Consider the following 17,693-nt stretch of genomic DNA (forward strand, 5'->3'; position numbering starts at 1 on the left):
GGAGCATTGTTATCAGCCCTCAATCGCCTCGCGCAGTTTTTTCATGGCATTTTTTTCCAGCTGACGGACGCGCTCTGCAGAAACGCCGTATTTATCCGCCAGTTCCTGGAGGGTGGTTTTGCTGTCATCATCCAGCCAGCGGGCACGGATAATGTCACGGCTGCGCTCATCCAGTGAATCAATCGCCAGGGTGAGTTTGTCCGTGGCATGGTTATCCCAGTTATCTTCCTCGATTTCATCCGCGAAATCAGAGGATTTATCTTCCAGGAACAGTGCCGGTGCCACCACCGGGTGATCGCCGTCGTCGTCATCGGACATATCAAATGCCATGTCCTGCGCCGCCATACGGGATTCCATTTCCAGCACATCTTTGCTGGTTACCCCCAGCTCTTTCGCCACCATTTCCACTTCGTCCTGGTTAAACCAGCCCAGACGTTTTTTGGATTTGCGCAGATTAAAAAACAGTTTGCGCTGTGCTTTGGTGGTGGCGATTTTAACGATGCGCCAGTTGCGCAGCACATACTCATGAATTTCAGCTTTGATCCAGTGAACCGCAAACGACACCAGGCGCACACCCATTTCCGGGTTAAAACGGCGCACCGCTTTCATCAGCCCGATATTGCCTTCCTGGATAAGATCCGCCTGAGGCAGGCCATAACCTGAATAACTGCGGGCGACATGGATAACAAACCGCAGATGCGACATGATCAGTTTTTTCGCGGCCTCAAGGTCGCCGTCATAATACAGACGCTCAGCCAGCTCTTTTTCTTCTTCGGCTGTCAGCATCGGATACTGGTTAGCTGCCCGGATATAGGCCTCAATGCTCCCTTGCGGAACTAAAACAGGGAATTGCGTATCTTTAGTCATTCAGTCCTCAGTACAAATAAAAATGACGTCGGCAGACGGTAATGGTGAATAGTGTACAACACAGGACAGAGTTACGCCTATCACTTAGTGCCGGCGTTGTCATTTGGTTGAATGTAAACCGGTGATGCGGGATACCCGGCGGGATAATGCCCCGCCGGATAGTGAGACAGTTACTGCGGCATAAAATTCCGTAAATGGCGGACCGTTGCCAGCCAGGCGGCAACCCAGCCAATCATACCTGACACCAGCACAATCAGCAGTGCTTCGTCCCAGTCCAGCCCGGTCAGTGCAAATGTGGTGCCGAAAATTTTGGACACATCGGTCACAACATCACCCAGTTTCCAGACCAGCAGAGAGGATAACACCAGTGACAATATTGCGCCGAACGCCCCGAGCAGCATGCCGCCGTTGAGGAACGGACGCAGAATAAAGCCGTCTGTCGCGCCGATCAGTTTCATCACATTGATGGTTTCGCGGCGGCTGAAAATATTGAGCCGCACGCTGTTGCCAATCACCAGGAACAGGGCCACAACCATCAGCACGCCAATCAGCGAGGCAATCTGCCCCACCAGGCCGGTCAGTGCTGCCAGCCGGGCAAACCAGCTGTCATCCATCCGCACCTCATCAATCCCGGACAGTGCCGTGACACGATCACGCAGGGTGGAGAGCGTTTCGCTGCTCTGCATATCCACTTTCGGTGTGACGATAGCCACTGCCGGCAGCGGGTTTTCTTCCAGCATATCCAGCGCGGTACTGAATCCGGACCAGGCGCGGAATTCGGTTATCGCCTGGTCGCGGGAGAGATAATTAACGCTCTCCACGCCGTCGAGCGCTTTCAGCTCGTCCGCCAGTTTCTGACCGCCCTGTTCATCCAGACCTTTATCCAGATAAACGGTCAGTTGCGGGGTCGGATACCACTGTTCCGCCGCATGGCTGACGTTTTTCCAGACGATATAAAAGACACTCGGCAGTGTCAGGGAGATTGCAATCACCATCACTGTCAGCAGTGTTGACAGCGGCTGGCGCAGCATATCGCCCAGCGTGTTTACCCACGCATGCCGCCACTGTTCCCGCCAGCCGCCTTTCAGCGCTTTGGCTTTGGACGGCATTTTTTTTACGGGTTTACGCGGTTGTTTAGCCATGATGACCTCCCGCCATGCGTCCCTGACTCAGCGTCAGCACGCGGTAATTACGCCGTTCAATCAGCATGATATCGTGTGTTGCCATCAGTACGGTGACACCCACACGGTTAAACTCTTCAAACAGCCGTAAAATGCCTTCTGACAGCTCACTGTCCAGGTTACCGGTCGGTTCATCCGCCAGCAGCACCATCGGTTTATTGACCACCGCACGGGCAATGCCCACGCGCTGCTGTTCACCGCCGGAGAGCTGGACCGGGAAGTTACGGGCCTTATCCAGCAGACCGACTTTATCCAGCGCGGCACTGACGCGGCGGCGGATATCTTCCGGGCTGGCACCGGCAATGATCAGCGGCATCGCCACATTGTCATATACCGTGCGATCCAGCAGCAGATGGTGATCCTGAAAAATCATGCCGATTTGGCGGCGCAGGAAAGGCACTTCACGGTTTTTCAGACGGCTGATGTTGTGGCCGTCAAATAAAATGGTGCCGTCACTGGGTCGCTCAATCCCACAAATCAGTTTCAGCAGGGTACTCTTTCCTGCGCCGGAATGGCCGGTCAGGAAGACCATCTCCGCCGGGCGGATATGGAAATCCACCCCCTGGAGCGCCTGACGGCCGCCTAAATAGGCTTTACTGACGTGTTCAAAGCGAATCATGGATGATTAATCCTCCCGGGCAAAAAGTGCCTCAATAAAATCACCGGCTTTGAAAGGACGCAGATCTTCAATACCTTCACCCACCCCGATATACCGGATAGGAATACCGAACTGGTCTGCAATGGCAAAGATCACACCGCCTTTCGCCGTTCCGTCAAGTTTGGTCAGAGTCAGCCCGGTCAGGCCGACCGCTTCATTAAAGAGACGCGCCTGGCTGACAGCGTTCTGTCCGGTACTGGCATCTAATGTCAGCATAATCTCATGCGGGGCATCTTCATCAAGTTTCTTCATCACCCGCACGATTTTCTTGAGCTCTTCCATCAGGTGTGCTTTGTTCTGCAGACGCCCTGCGGTGTCCGCAATCAGCACATCCACCCCTTTGGCTTTGGCGGACTGAATGGCATCAAAAATCACCGAGGCCGGATCCGCGCCGGTGTGCTGTGCCACCACCGGGATATTGTTGCGCTCGCCCCAGACCTGGAGCTGTTCCACCGCAGCTGCACGGAAGGTATCTCCGGCAGCCAGCATGACAGATTTACCCTGAGCCTGATACTGACGCGCCATTTTACCGATGGTGGTGGTTTTACCGACACCATTGACGCCGACCATCAGGATCACATACGGTTTTTTATCTTCAATTTCCAGCGGCTTATCGACTGTTGCCAGGATCTCGCCCATCTCTTCGCGCAGTTTAACGAATAAGGCTTCCGCATCTTTCAGATCACGGCGGCTGGCATGCTGAGTCAGACTGGTGATGATCTTGCGGGTGGTTTCCACACCGACATCGGCCACCAGCAATTGTTCTTCCAGCTCTTCAAACAGATCGTCATCGATCTTTTTGCCACGGAAGATCCCGAAGAAACCGGAGCCGATATTCTCACGGGTGCGCACCAGGCTGCGTTTCAGACGGGCAAAGAACCCTTCTTTTGCCGGTCTTTCCTGCGTGTCCGCCGGTGCCGGGGATTCATTTTCAACCAGTGCCGCGTCCTGTGCTTCCGCTTCGGCTTCCGCGAGACGGCGGGCTTCTTCCTCCTGCGCAAGACGCTGTTCTTCGGCCAGACGCGCCTGTTCAGCGGCTTCGGCATCACGCTGTTTCTGCTCTTGTGCTAAACGCTGCTGTTCTGCGGCTTCTTCTTCCGCACGGCGTTTATCTTCCGCGATGCGCTGCTGTTTTGCCGCTTCCGCATCACGCAGTGCCTGCTCTTCAGCCCGGCGCTGTTCTTCTTCCGCACGCTGCTGCTCTGCGGCCTGCTCTTCGGCCAGACGTTTTTCTTCCGCGATACGCTGCTGTTTCGCGGCTTCCGCGTCACGCAGTGCCTGCTCTTTCAGACGGCGCTGTTCTTCTTCGGCGCGCTGCTGCTCTGTAGCCTGTTCTTCGGCCAGCCGTTTTTCTTCCGCGATACGCTGTTGCTTCGCGGCTTCCGCCTGACGTCTTTCTTCTGCCAGACGCTGCTGTTTCGCGGCTTCCGCATCACGACGGGCCTGTTCTTCTGCCTGACGAGCCTGTTCCGCTGCCTCTGCATCACGGCGGGCCTGCTCTTCGGCTAAACGCGCCTGTTCAGCCGCTTCCGCATCACGGCGGGCCTGCTCTTCGGCTAAACGCGCCTGTTCAGCCGCTTCTTCATCACGACGGGCCTGTTCTTCGGCTAAACGCGCCTGTTCAGCCGCCTCTGCATCACGACGAGTCTGCTCTTCGGCTAAACGTGCCTGTTCTTCCTGAGCCGCCTGTTCCTGCTGCGCCTGTTCATCTTCTTCTTTACGGCCAAAACCCAGCCAGGAAAAAAAACCTTTTTTCTTCTCTTTTGCCACAGCCACTATACTCCTTGCATACTGCCACCCGTCACCTTCCGGCACGGTATGTCCGGAAAATCCTGAGCAGATATGGCGTCTTTATCATCATTAGTTGCAAATCAGACGCAGTCTATCATTTCACAGGATGGTTGCGCATCGGCTTTCCGTAATTTCATATTAAATTTAAACGAATTTTTACAAAACCTGCGTATAATATTCCGCTGTTTTCCCGTCTGTTATTCATATTTCTGAATTAATAATTTCAGAATTAATAAGTTACGAAGGTTATGGTTAAAAAAGCTCAAACCGCACCACAAGGGCAGATCCGCATTATCGCCGGTCTCTGGCGCGGACGTAAACTGCCGGTTCTGACACATGACGGCCTGCGCCCGACCACTGATCGCGTGCGCGAAACCCTGTTTAACTGGCTGATGCCGGTGATTAACGGCGCACGCTGTCTTGATGCGTTTGCAGGCAGCGGCGCACTCGGTTTTGAGGCGCTTTCCCGCTATGCCTCCGCCGTGACATTTACGGAACTCAACCGCGCTGTTGCGGCTCAGATCAGCGCCAATGCGCGTCTGCTCAAATGTGAACAGGCGACTGTCGTTAATCAGAGCGCCCTGCAGTTTCTGGCACAGCCGGGAACACCGTTTGATGTGGTGTTTCTCGACCCGCCGTTCCGTAAAGGGCTGCTTCAGGAAACCGTTGATTTACTGGAGCAGAATAACTGGCTCAGCCCGGAAGCAATGATCTACATTGAAGCCGAGGCGGAATCAGACACACTGGTTGTTCCGGGTAACTGGGTGTGCCACCGGGAGAAGGTGGCCGGCCAGGTTGCGTATCGTCTTTATCTGCGTCAGACGCAGACGACTGAACAGGAGTCCGTATGTTCCTGATTAATATTGGCCGCATACTGATGCTGGCCGTCTGGGGTTTTCTGATTTTCAGCCTGGTGCATCCGTTCCCGAAACCGCTGAATATCTTTATGCATATCGCCACCTTTTTTATGGTGGTGATGCACGGGCTGCTGATGTCGCTGTTCAATGCCGGTCAGCCGCAGGATAAGAAACTGACAGCCGCCGGTAAAGTACGTGTCTTTTTATTCGGTGTGTTTGAACTGCTCGCCCTGCTGCGCCGCCAGCAGGCAGAACTGAAAGATCAGGATAAACCCTGATCAGCGCAGCGGCTCATAACGGATAAACCGCGTCCCCTGCATTGACAGCGTTCCGCGTGAATGCAGGGTAATCTCTTTATATTCATCCTCTTTGATGTACACCACAATGGTTTTCCCCGACAGCGGCGTGAAATGCACCTCATAACGGAAGGTTTCCGGGAAAACCACATCCCGCTCACGGGAACGCATATTCGGGTACGGATAATCCTTTTTCTCTGTCACCGTGACCTGATATGTCACCACCGCAGAATGATCGTTTATCTCATTTTGTTTGCGCTGTTCAAAGAAGCGGCGGGTCGCCAGGATAATAATCAAAGCGGCGACAATAAAACCTAACAAACCGAATTTGTTCATGAGTATGGTTGTTTTCCTGCAATCTGGTTGATCGTGTTCTGTAAATACGGGATATTATCAAATATTCAGGTGTTAATCGCCATCAACATACCTCAAGGACACCCTATGAATTGGCCATTTATTGCTGTACTTTTTTCCGGCTGGCTCTATATCGACGCCGCCTACCGGGGACCAAACTGGCAGCGCTGGGTTTTCCGTCCCGTCACCCTGCTGCTGTTGCTGCTGTGGGCGTGGAGCGGGGATTACGGGCTGGATATCTCCGGGTATCTGGTGTGTGTCGGGCTGTTAGTGGCCATTGTCTCCGATACCATCCGCCTGGTTGCTGATAATAAAATCGACCTGTCACTGTATACCAGTGCCGTGTTTTATCTGCTCTATGCCCTGAGCTTCGCCCTGCTCAATAATTTCACCTTCTATATTCCGCTGATGATTGCCGTGCCGGTGATTGCCATCGCGGTACTCGCGCTGCTCTGGTACAAACTCGGCGATCATAAAGTACCGGTGCTGACGGCGCTGCTCAGTGCGCTGGTGATGGGCTGGCTTGCCGGAGAGCAGTTCTTCGGGCTGGGTACCGATTACAACTTCTCCCTGATGATCGGGGCATTCTGTCTGGTGCTGAACCTGATCCTGTGGCTGATTAACCGCTTCCTGTTTACCTTTAAACTGGCCAAAGCGGTGTATTCCACCTTCTATTTCCTCGGGCATTTCCTGATTGTCCGCGCTATCACGCTGATGTAATTCTGCCCCTGACAACAGGAGCGCACAATTTGCCAATAATTATGCGCCCCTGTTGTTGACTCTGGAGTAGACTCCAATGTGTACACTTCCTGTTAATGAGAAAAATTAACATCAACTCACCGTTGAACAGGGAGGTGTTTATGCACCCGAACAAAGAACATCATGAGCATACTCATACCAGCAACTGCTGCGGCAGCAAATCTGCCTGCACCACCGGCGGAAAAAGTGAGTCACAGGCTCATCAGTCACACGACCATACCGCACACGATCACAGTGAGCATGAACATCCGGAACACGACGACGATGAGTCCCGTGCGCATGGTCATGCCCCGCACGATCATGCGCATTCTGAACATGACCATGACCACGCCGGTCATGAACACGCACACGGCAGCTGCTGTTCACACGATCACGCCGCCCCGGATGATACCGCACTGCCTGAATTAAGCGGCAGCCAGCGTTACAACTGGCAGGTGGAAGGGATGGACTGCCCGAGCTGTGCGCGCAAGATTGAAACTGCCGTTCTGAAAATTGCGGCGGTCACCCAGGCAAAAGTGATGTTTGCCACCGAAAAACTGGTGGTGGATGCCGCCGGGGATGTCCGCGCGGATGTGACCAGTGCTGTTCAGCAGGCCGGATTTGTCCTCTGGGATCTGAACGGCAGCAGTGCCGCACCGAAGAAAAAAGAAGAGCAGAGCCTGCTGAAACAGGCAACGCCGATGCTGATTCTGGCGGTGCTGATTGCCCTCAGCTACGCGCTGGAGTTTGTGAACCCGGAGTTCGGCAAATACGCCTTTATCGCCTCAACGCTGATCGGGCTGTTCCCGATCGCCAAAAGCTCGCTGCGTCTTATCCGCTCCGGCACCCCGTTTGCGATTGAAACGCTGATGACGGTCGCGGCAGTCGGCGCCATAATTATCGGCGCCACTGAAGAAGCGGCCATGGTTATCCTGCTGTTCCTGCTGGGCGAAATGCTGGAATCCTATGCGGCAGGCCGTGCACGGCGGGGAGTCAGCGCGCTGATGGCGCTGGTGCCGGAAGATGCGGTGGTGATTAAGGACGGGCAGAAAGTATCCGTGCCGGTTGCACAGCTGCGTCCCGGCGACATTATTGAAATCGCACCTGGCGGACGCCTGCCGACAGATGCCGAACTTCTCAGTGAGTTTGCCAGCTTTGACGAAAGCGCCCTGACCGGGGAATCCGTCCCGGTTGAGCGGGCACAGGGTGAAAAAGTGGCTGCCGGTTCGCTGTCAGTGGATCGCGCAGTGCAGATGAAAGTGGTCTCCGAGCAGGGTCAGAACGCCATCGACCGTATTCTGACACTGATTGAGGAAGCGGAAGAGCGCCGTGCACCAATCGAGCGCTTTATCGACCGTTTCAGCCGCTACTATACGCCGATGATTATGCTGTTCTCCGCCCTGGTGATTGTTATTCCGCCGCTGTTTATGGGCCAGGAATGGTATCCGTGGATCTACCGTGGTCTGACACTGCTGCTGATTGGTTGTCCGTGTGCACTGGTAATTTCCACCCCTGCGGCTATCACCTCCGCGCTGGCCGCCGCCACCCGCCGTGGTGCGCTGATCAAAGGCGGTGCCGCACTGGAGCAGCTGGGTACCGTGACCACTGTCGCGCTGGATAAAACCGGTACGCTGACAGAGGGTAAACCGCAGGTGACTGATATTGTTGCCCTGAATAACCACAGTGATGCGGATGTGCTGACGTTTGCCTCCGCCGTGGAAAGCGGGTCACATCACCCGTTAGCCAAAGCGATTCTGGAGCGCACTGAAGCTCTGGGGCTGACTATCACCGAAGCGGAAAACCGTAAAGCCCATGCCGGTAAAGGGGTTGAAGGTGAACTCAGCGGTGTGACCATCCTGGTCAGCGCACCGGGTAAACTGGCAGACGGCCTGCTGACCGATGCCGCTGCAGCAGAAGTGACCCGGCTGGAAAATGAAGGGAAAACGGTCGTTGCTGTGGTTGCAGGTAACCGGCTAACCGGACTTATCGCCATGCAGGATACGCTGCGCAGTGATGCCATTGAAGCCATCAGCCAGCTGAAAGCGATGGGTGTCAGCGCCGTGATGCTGACCGGGGATAACCCGCGTGCAGCCGCTGCTATCGCCGGTACCATCGGCATGGATTTCCGTGCCGGACTGATGCCGGAAGATAAAGTCAAAGCGGTGATGGCGCTGAATAATGAACATCACACCATGATGGTCGGCGACGGTATCAATGATGCCCCGGCAATGAAAGCAGCCAGTATCGGGGTTGCCATGGGCAGCGGGACCGATGTGGCACTGGAAACTGCCGATGCCGCACTGACTCACAACCGCCTGACCGGCATTGCCGAAGTGATCACGCTGTCGCGGGCCACCCGTAAGATTATCCGCGAGAACATTACTATCGCTCTGGGTCTGAAAGCCGTGTTCCTGGTCACCACCCTGATGGGGCTGACCGGCCTGTGGGTTGCGGTTCTGGCTGACTCCGGTGCGACCGCACTGGTGACCGCCAACGCTGTCCGCCTGCTGCGGGTCATGAAAAAATAACCACGGGTTACTGACTGAAAAGGGATGCTGCGGCATCCCTTTTTTTATCTCACCACCAGGATCGTGGCTTTAATATGCTTGAGATAGGCCACAATCGTGAAGGTGACAATCACCAGCAGCGACCAGGATGCCCATTTTCCGGCATGCACGGTCGCCCACGCCCCGATCTGGTTCGGATACTGCCAGACACCGAAAAAGGTACCGAAGTTTTCCGCCAGCCAGATAAAAAAGCCGATCAGCACAAAACTCAGTAACAACGGCATTTTGCGCTCTTTATCATACGGCGTGTAATAAACCATGGTCCGCGCATACAGCCCGAGAATAAAGGCGGTGAGATACCAGCGGTAATCGCCGGTGAAGTGATGAGCAAAGAAATTCACATAAATCGCCAGCGCAATCAGGGTCGCCAGCCAGTACGGCGGGAAGTTTTCAATCCGGACGTTCAGGAAGCGCCACGCCTGAATCACATAACTGCCGACAGCCGCATACATAAACCCGGTGAATAACGGCACATTCCATAATTTGGTATACGCCTCATCAGGATAACTCCACGAACCGATAGCGGATGAGGTTTTAAACAACTCCATGACAAAACCGACCACATGGAAAATACAGATGGCTTTCAGTTCATCCGTGGTTTCCAGCTTTTTCCACACCATAGCAGCCTGAAACAGGACCGCCAGGATCAGCAGAAAATCATAACGGGGGATCCCGGCGACACCGGCGGCAGGCACCAGAAACAGGGCGAGGAAAAAGAAGGCGGCAAACAGGCACGCCCGTGCCTCTTTCAGACCAAAAAACCAGAATTCAAGGATAAACCGGCGCCAGCCGGTCAGAGACGAGCGTTTCTGCGCCAGCAGAAAGGTATCAAAGCGGTCAAGCATGGTTCAGTCCCTGAAAGATGGATTACAGCGCACTCTCTTTTTTGCGGATCAGATAGCGGTACGGCGCGGTTTCAGCCTCCTGGGCCACCAGCTCATGCTCCATAAAACGGCAGAACCCCGGAATGTCCCGCGTGGTTGCCGGATCATCCGCCACCACCAGCAAAACTTCACCGGTATTCATCCCGCGGATGGTTTTACGCACCAGCATCACCGGCTCCGGGCAGCGCAGCCCGAGTGTGTCGAGTGTTTTATCGGCACAGGAAAAAGTATCAGACATCATGATTGTCCTGTTAAGTAACGAATCCGGGAATTATACCGGAAATAAAAGCCCGGCGCCGCTTCTGTGTTTTTAATCTTCCGGGCCGTTTTCCCTCCGGGAGAGTCCTTTGCTTTTGTTGCGCAAACGGCGTATTATTGCGCGCTGAGATTATTGGGTTCCCTCACCCCAACCACCAAAAAGGTACAATATGTTTGATTTATCTGCCCGCCAGCGGCGCACTGCGCTTATCTGGTTATCACTTTTTCATGTTCTGATCATTACCTCCAGTAACTACCTGGTGCAGTTGCCGATCACCATTTTCGGCTTCCATACCACCTGGGGGGCTTTCACGTTTCCGTTTATTTTCCTGGCGACTGACCTGACCGTCCGTATCTACGGCGCACCGCTGGCACGGCGGATTATTACCTCGGTGATGATCCCGGCTCTGGCGATTTCCTATGTGGTCTCCGCCCTGTTCTTTCAGGGGGAATGGGCCGGTTTTGAGGCACTGTCACACTTCAACCTGTTTGTGGCGCGGATTGCCGCCGCCAGCTTTATGGCCTATGCCCTCGGACAGATTCTGGATGTGAATGTCTTTAACCGCCTGCGTCAGAACCGCCGCTGGTATGTGGCACCGGCTGCCGCGATGTTTGTCGGTAACCTGATCGATACCCTGGCCTTCTTCTTTATCGCCTTCTGGCGCAGTACCGATCCGTTTATGGCGGCAAACTGGGTGGAAATCGCCCTGGTGGATTACAGTTTCAAAGTCACTATCTGCATGCTGTTCTTCCTGCCGGCTTACGGCGTACTGCTTAATCTGATCCTGCGCTCTTTTTTTGCGCAACGCGCTGACGGCTCCCTGCCCGCGCATCACTGATTGTTCATTTTTCTGACACGCAGAGGCGCTATCCTGCCTCTGCGCTGTCGTCTGTATCACATTTTCCCGATCTGCCCCCGTGCTCCCGGCCCGTACAGTGCGTCAGCTCTCACATATCCGTTACTGTAACTGTTAGTCTGATTCAGACGGAATATCCCTCACTGACACCATAACGCGAATGCATTCAGGAGTTTGAGTATGTTAAAAGTGATCCAATCCCCGGCCAAATACATTCAGGGTCCGGACGCGCTTTACCATGTGGGTAAATACATCAGACCATTAGCGGAAAAAACGTTGGTGATTGCTGATAAATTTGTCCGCGAACTGGTGGGCGATATTGTGAATGACAGCCTGAGCGAATACGAAGTCAGCGGTGTCTTTGAAACCTTCGGCGGCGAGTGTACTCACGAGGAGATCGACCGTCTGACCAAACTGGCGAAAAACCACAAATGCCAGGCGGTACTGGGTGTGGGCGGCGGTAAAACACTGGATACCGCCAAGGCCGTGGCGCATTTTGCCAAACTGCCGGTGATCATCGCCCCGACTATCGCATCAACCGATGCGCCGACCAGCGCACTGTCCGTTATCTATAATGAACTCGGTGCGTTCGACAGCTACCTGTTCTATCCGCAGAACCCGAACGTGGTGGTGATGGATACCAATATCATTGCCCGCGCGCCGGCACGTCTGCTGGTTGCCGGAATGGGTGATGCTCTGGCCACTTACTTTGAGGCGCGTGCATGCAGCGCCGCCGGAAAAGCCACTATGGCCGGCGGCAGCACCACACTGGCGGCACTGGCACTGGCGAATCTCTGCTTTGATACTCTGCTCAGCGACGGCATCAAAGCCAAACTGGCGGTGGAAGCCGGGGTCAGCACCAAAGCGGTGGAAAACATCATTGAAGCCAACACCCTGCTCAGCGGGCTGGGCTTTGAAAGTGCCGGTCTTGCGGCGGCACATGCAATCCACAACGGCTTTACCGCGCTGGAAGAGTGCCACCACATGTACCACGGTGAAAAAGTGGCGTTCGGTACCCTCGTGCAGTTAGTACTGGAAAATGCCCCGGCGGAAGAGCTGGAAACCGTACTGGAATTCTGTGCACAGGTCGGTCTGCCAATCACCCTGGAAGAACTGGGTGTGGACAGCATCGGTACCGAGCTGGAAGAGAAAGTGATGGCGGTTGCCGAGCTGAGCTGCGCGGACAACGAAACCATCTACAACATGCCGTTTGAAGTCGATTCCGACCAGGTCTATGCCGCTATTATGGCCGCTGACCGCATGGGACGCGACTGGCTGTATTAATCTGCTTATTATGCTGTTCCGTAACGCCCGGACTAACCGGGCGTTATTGCCTGTAATCCGCCGCCGGTATTCATTATGCGGCGGGCAGGATCTCTGCGGCGATCGTATCAACCGCTGCTTTCAGTTCCTGTAAGGTGATGGTCTGATCCTTATTACTCATCTGCTCACCTTTATTTTTGCGGATCGCTTCAAGATACGGTTTTTTTGATACGGAATCGGTGATTTTCCATTCAAAATACATTGACGTATCCGCATCACGGTTACCGATTGCCAGCTGTGTTCCGGCGACAATCAGCATCACCGGTAAGACCTCATAGGGTTTGAAATCTTTGTTGGTGACCTTAACGGCAGTAACCACGCCCTCAAAACGCAGCACACCCGGTGCGGCAGTTTCTGTCAGCTGATACCGTTTTGCCAGCTCACTTTTGATCTGCTGATTGGTGTAATTGAGCAGTACAGTCATAAACTGTTTACCCATTTTGTTATTTTCATTCAGCGGATTAAACACAACCGGCGTGAAGATAAGCTTTGTTTTCGGGCTTTCTGCGGTGAAATCGTCAGCACGCCAGGATTTAATCACCTCACCGGAGGCTGTTTCTGTTTCGGCCAGGCGCTGATAATCACTCAGAAAATCAGATTGTTCGGTGTGATCCGGTAAACGGCTTGAGCAGGCGGAAAGCAGGAATACCACGGAGACGGCAATAATATATTTAGTGACTGAATGTGATGCGAAGTTGTTCATTTTCCTCTCAATATCTTTATCATCTTCTTTAAAAATCCGCCCGATGCTAGCACCGGGCGGGAGAGGAAAGTGAATAGAAAATGCGGTTTATACGTAATATTCAGCCGGTTTCTGTCATCCTTTATTTATGCCAGCGCCCGCGCCAGCAGAGATACCGGGTGCTCGCATTTTTTGCTGGTGGACATCTCAATCTGCCATTTGCAGGTTTCACAGTCACTGATCACCAGATCAATACCGCTTTCCTCTATCTGGCGGAACAGCGGGGAACCAATCGCCTGAGATGTTTCGTAGTTTTCCTTTTTAAACCCGTAAGTTCCGGCGATACCACAGCATTGTGAATCCAGCACGATCAGTTCCACCCCCGGAATTGAGCGGATAAGCTCAAGGGAATAGGCCGTCCAGCCCATTTTTTCCATATGGCACGGCGTGTGATAACCGACTTTCAGCGGCATGTACCGCAGCACCGGCTTGCGCCCGTCCTGCATCAGCCGGTAAAGATAACGGGTCACCAGCTCTATGTTATCGCGCAGCGGCGCGGTATCCACATCCAGGATATGCGGATATTCATCCCGCAGGGTAAAAGCACAGGTGGAGGATGTCGCAATCACCGGCATCTTCTGTTCAACAATGGCTTTGGTGAGGGATTCCACATTCACCGCCGCCTGTTTTTTCGCCTGCTTTGCAAAACCGTTAGCGATCAGCGCCACACCACAGCATTTTTCCCGCTCCAGCAACTGCACGCCGATCCCCATGCTGTTAAAGACCTTAATCACATCTTTACCGAGCTGCGGATGGTTATAATTCACATAACAACCGTGGAAGTACGCGACCTGTTCGCCGAATTTTGCCTGTTTTTCCTGCTGTTTTTTGTACCAGCGGCGGAAGGTGCCGAACGAATATTTCGGCAGCTCACGGCGGTGATCAATCTTCAGAGCGGTATCCAGCAGTTTACGCACCGGTTTCAGGCCTGTGATGGTGTTAACCACCGGCGCAAACGGCGAGGAAAGTGATCCCATCAGATCAGTGTGGCTCAGAATCGCGTCGCGGATCTTAGGCCGTGACGGAGAATACGTCAGTTTGGCGCGGGCGATAATATCCCCGATACGGACATCTGACGGGCACGCCACTTCGCAGCGTTTGCAGTTGGTGCAGAGGGTGAGCGCATCATCATACAGCATGGCGTCTTTCAGGCGCAGCCGCTCGCCGTCCGGCCCCGCCTGTTTCGGGCCGGGATAATCCGGATTCACCTTCGCCACCGGGCAGTAAGTTGTACAGACTGTACATTTGATGCAGTTCTCGAACTGTGTTTGTCCCGTACTCATACCTGTGCCTCCGTTACCACCACGCCAATCTGCGCCAGAATCTGTTCCGCTGCGTACATCGCAGTGACAAGAGAAACACCCGCCCCGCATCCCTCCTGTAACGGGTTATACCCGCCCAGTACCGCCCCGGCGGCATACAGGTTAGTGATAGTGCCGTGCGCATCCGCCGGATGCAGATATGCATCTGTCGCCACCCCGGCCTCCAGATAGCGCTGACGGGCAAACAGATCTGCCGATGTCCATTCCCGGCGCGGCAATGTTTCAGTCAGATTCAGATTCAGCAGCGGCTCATAAATATGATCAATATCGCTCGCCAGCCCGTTACTGAAGAAACTTCCGGTCGCCAGCACAAACTGCTCAGCCTGTACCGGAATATCACCGTGATTGCGGGTAAACAGCTGAGTGATCCGCTCACCGTCACGACGGACAGAAATGACACTGTCCCCCGGCATCACAAATCCGCCCGCACGGCGGAAACGGCGCAGTAATGCCTGATGCAGGCGGATCCCCAGCAGTGACGGCGGGAGGGTCGGCAGCTGATAAACCGTTTTATTCAGTTGCTGTTGTAAGAAGGCAATTCCGTCACTGTTTTCCGCCCCGAAGCAAGCCGGTAAAATCAGAGTTTGTTCAGTGATCCCGCACTGCGCCAGCTCATCAGCCAACTCCTGCCGGTTCTGCGGCAAATCCAGCACACGGGCAATATTGACAGAGCGAAACTCACTCGGATTATTACGTAATTTATCCAGGCACGGCAGATGCAGGGTATACGCCTGCGCCGGATATCCCTGACGGGTCAGTGCGGCGGCAGCCATTTCCGCCTGAAAATCAAGAAAACCGGTGATGCTGATAACCGCAGCCGGCTGCCAGTTTTCAGTCATTTTTTCGCTCAGAACCGGCACCACATCCGGTGTCAGCCAGCTCATCCGCCACTGCCCTGCCGGGGTCAGACGCCAGTGATTACACTCCGCCGATCCCTGTAACGGTAAAGTATCCTGCTGTAACAGCGACATTGCCTGTGACACGCAGCGGCGCACCGCGCTTTCCCCTATCACACTGTAAGGATGAGCAGGCGCCTGATGTGCCAGCGCCGCCAGTGCCGAAAGCGGCTCCGTGACCGGCTGCCCGTCCGGCAGCGCCGAGAGCAGATCCAGTGACGCCGATGAGAAATGCAGCGCGCTCTGTCCGGCGCTGATAATGGCGCAGCTCAGTCCGCTCTCTGCCAGTTTCACGCCGCAGGAAAGACCGGCAAGACCGCCGCCCGCGATAACCACATCATATTTCATGCTGCTCTCCCTGTTCTTCTGTCCCGCTGTTTTCCAGCCCGCATAATCCCTGATACACCCAGCCGGTAAATTCACTCTCCCGCAGCGCATTTCCCCACGCCACCGGACGTACACCTTTCCAGCGTTCATTCAGGAAATGCATCAGTTCGGTTTCGGATTTTTCAGCAGTGGTGACTTTCAGCTGAGTCAGCAGCTCCGCCGCACGGCAGGCGCACAGCTCGCCCTGGCAGGTGCCCATGCCGACACGGGTACGGCGGCGCAGATCCAGCAGGTTATTCACCGTCAGGCTTTCTGTGGCATAGCGCACCTCACCGGCAGTGACCGCTTCACACTCACAGACCAGGCTTTTATCCAGCCGCGTGGTGTGCGGCAACTCTGCCGCGCGATCGCCGTGACGGTACACCGCCGATCCGCGTAACGGGGCAGGAAGGGAGATCACTTTACGCAGTGTCTGTTCCGCCGAATGCGCCGAGCCCGGCAGCGGCTCCTCCGCCGTGGAACAGTGCGCCGTTATACCCAGCTTCGCGCACACCGCGTCTGTCGCCCACTCCGCCATCAGCCGGTAAGTCATCAGCTTGCCGCCGGTGATAGTAAGGAAGCCGCGCAGTCCGTCGCGTTTTTCATGATCCAGCAGCACAATCCCCCGGCTGATACTGCGCCCGGTCGGGTCGTCATCCGCCGCCACCAGCGGACGAACACCCGCATACGCCCGCAGAATACGCGCCTGCGCCATCGCCGGTGCCAGCCGTGAGCCTTCGCGGATCAGGGTATCGACCTCATCCGCCGTGACAATCATGTTGTCGATATCATCATAAGGAATATGAACAGAAGTGGTGCCGATCAGGGAAATGGTATCCCCCGGCACCAGGATATCCGCATCACCCGGTCTGCGGCAGCGGTTAATAACACGCTGGTTAAGGCGGTGCCCGAGGATCAGCAGTGATCCTTTGGCGGGCAGCATACTGATATGCACCCCGGCAAAACCGGCGATACGCTGGCTCCAGATCCCTGCCGCATTAACCACCACCGGCGCATACAGCGGATAACGGCGGTGATTCTGATGATCATAAACCTGCACGCCGGTTACCTGATCGCCCTGACGCAGTACATCCGCGACTTCGTGATAAGTCAGCACCTGCGCACCGTACTCCCGCGCATCCAGCATATTGGCGGCAGTCAGACGGAACGGATCCACGGTGCCATCCGGCACTTTCACCGCCCCCAGCAGCGCCGGGTTTACAGACGGCTCAAAACGCAGCGCCTCCTGCGGGGACATCACCTGTGTCTCAATACCCGCCGCGCGGCAGGCCTCGGTAAACGTGGCCTGGTACGCCATCTCATCTTCCGGCAGTGTGATAAACAGGCCGTCTGTTTCCTCAACACAGTGGCGGGCAATGCGCCGCAGGATCCGGTTTTCCGAAATACACTCCCGGGCGGATTCCGGATCCGTCACCGCATAACGGGCACCACTGTGCAGCAGGCCGTGGTTACGGCCGGTCGCGCCGGTCGCGATATCAAACTGCTCCAGTAACAGAGTGCGCAGGCCGCGCCGGGCACAGTCCCGCGCCATCCCGGCACCGGTTGCGCCACCGCCGATGATAATGACATCCGCTTCATTGACAGGTGAATCAGACATGGGTTCCTCTCAGTCATGTTCCTTTATTATGGTTATAGCTTAGCCGTTTTTTCTTTCCATATGATTGATAATGAGCAAAAACGAAAACAAAACACCAAAAATAAGAGCGAAATAATCC

General features: G+C 54.9%; 17 protein-coding genes. 6 read left to right on the forward strand and 11 right to left on the reverse strand.

What is annotated here, in order from left to right; genetic code table 11:
• Positions 1–12: 12 nt before the first annotated feature.
• From rpoH to ftsY, 4 genes are all read right to left on the reverse strand, one after another.
• Positions 13–867 (reverse strand): RNA polymerase sigma factor RpoH, encoded by an 855-nt coding sequence (gene rpoH / locus GN208_RS03495; RefSeq protein WP_004236252.1) that lies wholly within the window; start codon positions 865–867, stop codon positions 13–15.
• 170 nt (positions 868–1,037) lie between these two features.
• Positions 1,038–2,009, reverse strand: coding sequence for a permease-like cell division protein FtsX (gene ftsX, locus GN208_RS03500; protein WP_004236251.1), 972 nt, complete (start codon positions 2,007–2,009; stop codon positions 1,038–1,040).
• Positions 2,002–2,667, reverse strand: a complete 666-nt coding sequence (ftsE, locus tag GN208_RS03505) for a cell division ATP-binding protein FtsE (protein ID WP_004236250.1) — start codon at positions 2,665–2,667, stop codon at positions 2,002–2,004. The genes ftsX and ftsE overlap by 8 nt, the downstream gene beginning before the upstream one ends.
• Before the next feature lie 6 nt (positions 2,668–2,673).
• Positions 2,674–4,476 carry a signal recognition particle-docking protein FtsY gene (gene ftsY, locus GN208_RS03510; protein WP_243828296.1) on the reverse strand — a complete coding sequence of 601 codons (1,803 nt, stop codon included), beginning with the start codon at positions 4,474–4,476 and terminating at the stop codon, positions 2,674–2,676.
• 269 nt (positions 4,477–4,745) lie between these two features.
• On the opposite strand from ftsY, the gene rsmD reads away from it, so the two are divergent.
• Positions 4,746–5,354 carry a 16S rRNA (guanine(966)-N(2))-methyltransferase gene (rsmD, locus tag GN208_RS03515; protein ID WP_004236246.1) on the forward strand — a complete coding sequence of 203 codons (609 nt, stop codon included), beginning with the start codon at positions 4,746–4,748 and terminating at the stop codon, positions 5,352–5,354.
• The gene (locus GN208_RS03520) at positions 5,345–5,632 is read left to right on the forward strand and encodes a DUF1145 family protein (RefSeq protein ID WP_004236245.1); all 288 of its coding nucleotides are present in this window, start codon (positions 5,345–5,347) and stop codon (positions 5,630–5,632) included. Before rsmD ends, GN208_RS03520 begins: the two co-directional genes overlap by 10 nt.
• Here GN208_RS03520 and GN208_RS03525 read toward each other — a convergent pair whose 3' ends face one another.
• Entirely contained in the window at positions 5,633–5,986 is a 354-nt protein-coding gene (locus tag GN208_RS03525) for a DUF2500 domain-containing protein (RefSeq protein ID WP_004236243.1), read from the reverse strand.
• A 105-nt stretch (positions 5,987–6,091) separates the two neighbouring features.
• Between GN208_RS03525 and GN208_RS03530 the strand changes: the two genes are divergently transcribed.
• Together GN208_RS03530 and GN208_RS03535 are read left to right on the forward strand one after the other, a co-directional pair.
• On the forward strand, positions 6,092–6,724 hold the full coding sequence (locus GN208_RS03530) for a lysoplasmalogenase family protein (RefSeq protein WP_004236242.1): 633 nt from the start codon (positions 6,092–6,094) through the stop codon (positions 6,722–6,724).
• Between the two features lie 140 nt (positions 6,725–6,864).
• Positions 6,865–9,270 (forward strand): zinc/cadmium/mercury/lead-transporting ATPase, encoded by a 2,406-nt coding sequence (locus GN208_RS03535; protein WP_015422986.1) that lies wholly within the window; start codon positions 6,865–6,867, stop codon positions 9,268–9,270.
• 44 nt (positions 9,271–9,314) lie between these two features.
• Here GN208_RS03535 and GN208_RS03540 read toward each other — a convergent pair whose 3' ends face one another.
• A complete protein-coding gene (locus GN208_RS03540) occupies positions 9,315–10,154 on the reverse strand; it encodes a DUF817 domain-containing protein (protein WP_004236238.1) in 840 nt (279 codons plus the stop codon).
• Between the two features lie 22 nt (positions 10,155–10,176).
• Positions 10,177–10,431, reverse strand: a complete 255-nt coding sequence (tusA, locus tag GN208_RS03545; RefSeq protein WP_004240576.1) for a sulfurtransferase TusA — start codon at positions 10,429–10,431, stop codon at positions 10,177–10,179.
• Positions 10,432–10,621: 190 nt separating this feature from the next.
• Between tusA and GN208_RS03550 the strand changes: the two genes are divergently transcribed.
• Positions 10,622–11,290 (forward strand): 7-cyano-7-deazaguanine/7-aminomethyl-7-deazaguanine transporter, encoded by a 669-nt coding sequence (locus GN208_RS03550; RefSeq protein WP_004236234.1) that lies wholly within the window; start codon positions 10,622–10,624, stop codon positions 11,288–11,290.
• Between the two features lie 198 nt (positions 11,291–11,488).
• On the forward strand, positions 11,489–12,592 hold the full coding sequence (locus GN208_RS03555) for a glycerol dehydrogenase (RefSeq protein ID WP_004236232.1): 1,104 nt from the start codon (positions 11,489–11,491) through the stop codon (positions 12,590–12,592).
• A gap of 73 nt (positions 12,593–12,665) precedes the next feature.
• On the opposite strand, the gene GN208_RS03560 is transcribed toward GN208_RS03555, so the two are convergent.
• The 4 genes from GN208_RS03560 to glpA form a co-directional block, all read right to left on the reverse strand.
• Positions 12,666–13,334, reverse strand: a complete 669-nt coding sequence (locus tag GN208_RS03560) for a DUF3313 domain-containing protein (protein WP_004236231.1) — start codon at positions 13,332–13,334, stop codon at positions 12,666–12,668.
• A gap of 125 nt (positions 13,335–13,459) precedes the next feature.
• Positions 13,460–14,656 carry an anaerobic glycerol-3-phosphate dehydrogenase subunit GlpC gene (gene glpC, locus GN208_RS03565; protein ID WP_243828293.1) on the reverse strand — a complete coding sequence of 399 codons (1,197 nt, stop codon included), beginning with the start codon at positions 14,654–14,656 and terminating at the stop codon, positions 13,460–13,462.
• The gene (glpB, locus tag GN208_RS03570) at positions 14,653–15,939 is read right to left on the reverse strand and encodes a glycerol-3-phosphate dehydrogenase subunit GlpB (RefSeq protein WP_004236229.1); all 1,287 of its coding nucleotides are present in this window, start codon (positions 15,937–15,939) and stop codon (positions 14,653–14,655) included. The genes glpC and glpB overlap by 4 nt, the downstream gene beginning before the upstream one ends.
• Positions 15,929–17,575 (reverse strand): anaerobic glycerol-3-phosphate dehydrogenase subunit A, encoded by a 1,647-nt coding sequence (gene glpA, locus GN208_RS03575; protein ID WP_243828294.1) that lies wholly within the window; start codon positions 17,573–17,575, stop codon positions 15,929–15,931. The genes glpB and glpA overlap by 11 nt, the downstream gene beginning before the upstream one ends.
• Positions 17,576–17,693: the final 118 nt, after the last annotated feature.

The organism is Morganella sp. HSTU-ASny43 (assembly GCF_022819185.1).
Classification (GTDB): Bacteria; Pseudomonadota; Gammaproteobacteria; order Enterobacterales; family Enterobacteriaceae; genus Morganella; species Morganella morganii.

Excerpts from the sequence above, each read along its gene's own strand:
- GN208_RS03535 (WP_015422986.1), top strand. The coding sequence starts at position 6,865 with ATGCACCCGAACAAAGAACATCATGAGCATACTCATACCAGCAACTGC.
- GN208_RS03530 (WP_004236242.1), top strand. The coding sequence starts at position 6,092 with ATGAATTGGCCATTTATTGCTGTACTTTTTTCCGGCTGGCTCTATATC.
- GN208_RS03555 (WP_004236232.1), top strand. The coding sequence starts at position 11,489 with ATGTTAAAAGTGATCCAATCCCCGGCCAAATACATTCAGGGTCCGGAC.
- ftsE (WP_004236250.1), bottom strand. The coding sequence starts at position 2,667 with ATGATTCGCTTTGAACACGTCAGTAAAGCCTATTTAGGCGGCCGTCAG.
- GN208_RS03540 (WP_004236238.1), bottom strand. The coding sequence starts at position 10,154 with ATGCTTGACCGCTTTGATACCTTTCTGCTGGCGCAGAAACGCTCGTCT.
- rpoH (WP_004236252.1), bottom strand. The coding sequence starts at position 867 with ATGACTAAAGATACGCAATTCCCTGTTTTAGTTCCGCAAGGGAGCATT.
- GN208_RS03525 (WP_004236243.1), bottom strand. The coding sequence starts at position 5,986 with ATGAACAAATTCGGTTTGTTAGGTTTTATTGTCGCCGCTTTGATTATT.
- tusA (WP_004240576.1), bottom strand. The coding sequence starts at position 10,431 with ATGTCTGATACTTTTTCCTGTGCCGATAAAACACTCGACACACTCGGG.
- glpA (WP_243828294.1), bottom strand. The coding sequence starts at position 17,575 with ATGTCTGATTCACCTGTCAATGAAGCGGATGTCATTATCATCGGCGGT.
- glpC (WP_243828293.1), bottom strand. The coding sequence starts at position 14,656 with ATGAGTACGGGACAAACACAGTTCGAGAACTGCATCAAATGTACAGTC.
- ftsX (WP_004236251.1), bottom strand. The coding sequence starts at position 2,009 with ATGGCTAAACAACCGCGTAAACCCGTAAAAAAAATGCCGTCCAAAGCC.
- GN208_RS03520 (WP_004236245.1), top strand. The coding sequence starts at position 5,345 with ATGTTCCTGATTAATATTGGCCGCATACTGATGCTGGCCGTCTGGGGT.
- GN208_RS03560 (WP_004236231.1), bottom strand. The coding sequence starts at position 13,334 with ATGAACAACTTCGCATCACATTCAGTCACTAAATATATTATTGCCGTC.
- glpB (WP_004236229.1), bottom strand. The coding sequence starts at position 15,939 with ATGAAATATGATGTGGTTATCGCGGGCGGCGGTCTTGCCGGTCTTTCC.
- GN208_RS03550 (WP_004236234.1), top strand. The coding sequence starts at position 10,622 with ATGTTTGATTTATCTGCCCGCCAGCGGCGCACTGCGCTTATCTGGTTA.
- rsmD (WP_004236246.1), top strand. The coding sequence starts at position 4,746 with ATGGTTAAAAAAGCTCAAACCGCACCACAAGGGCAGATCCGCATTATC.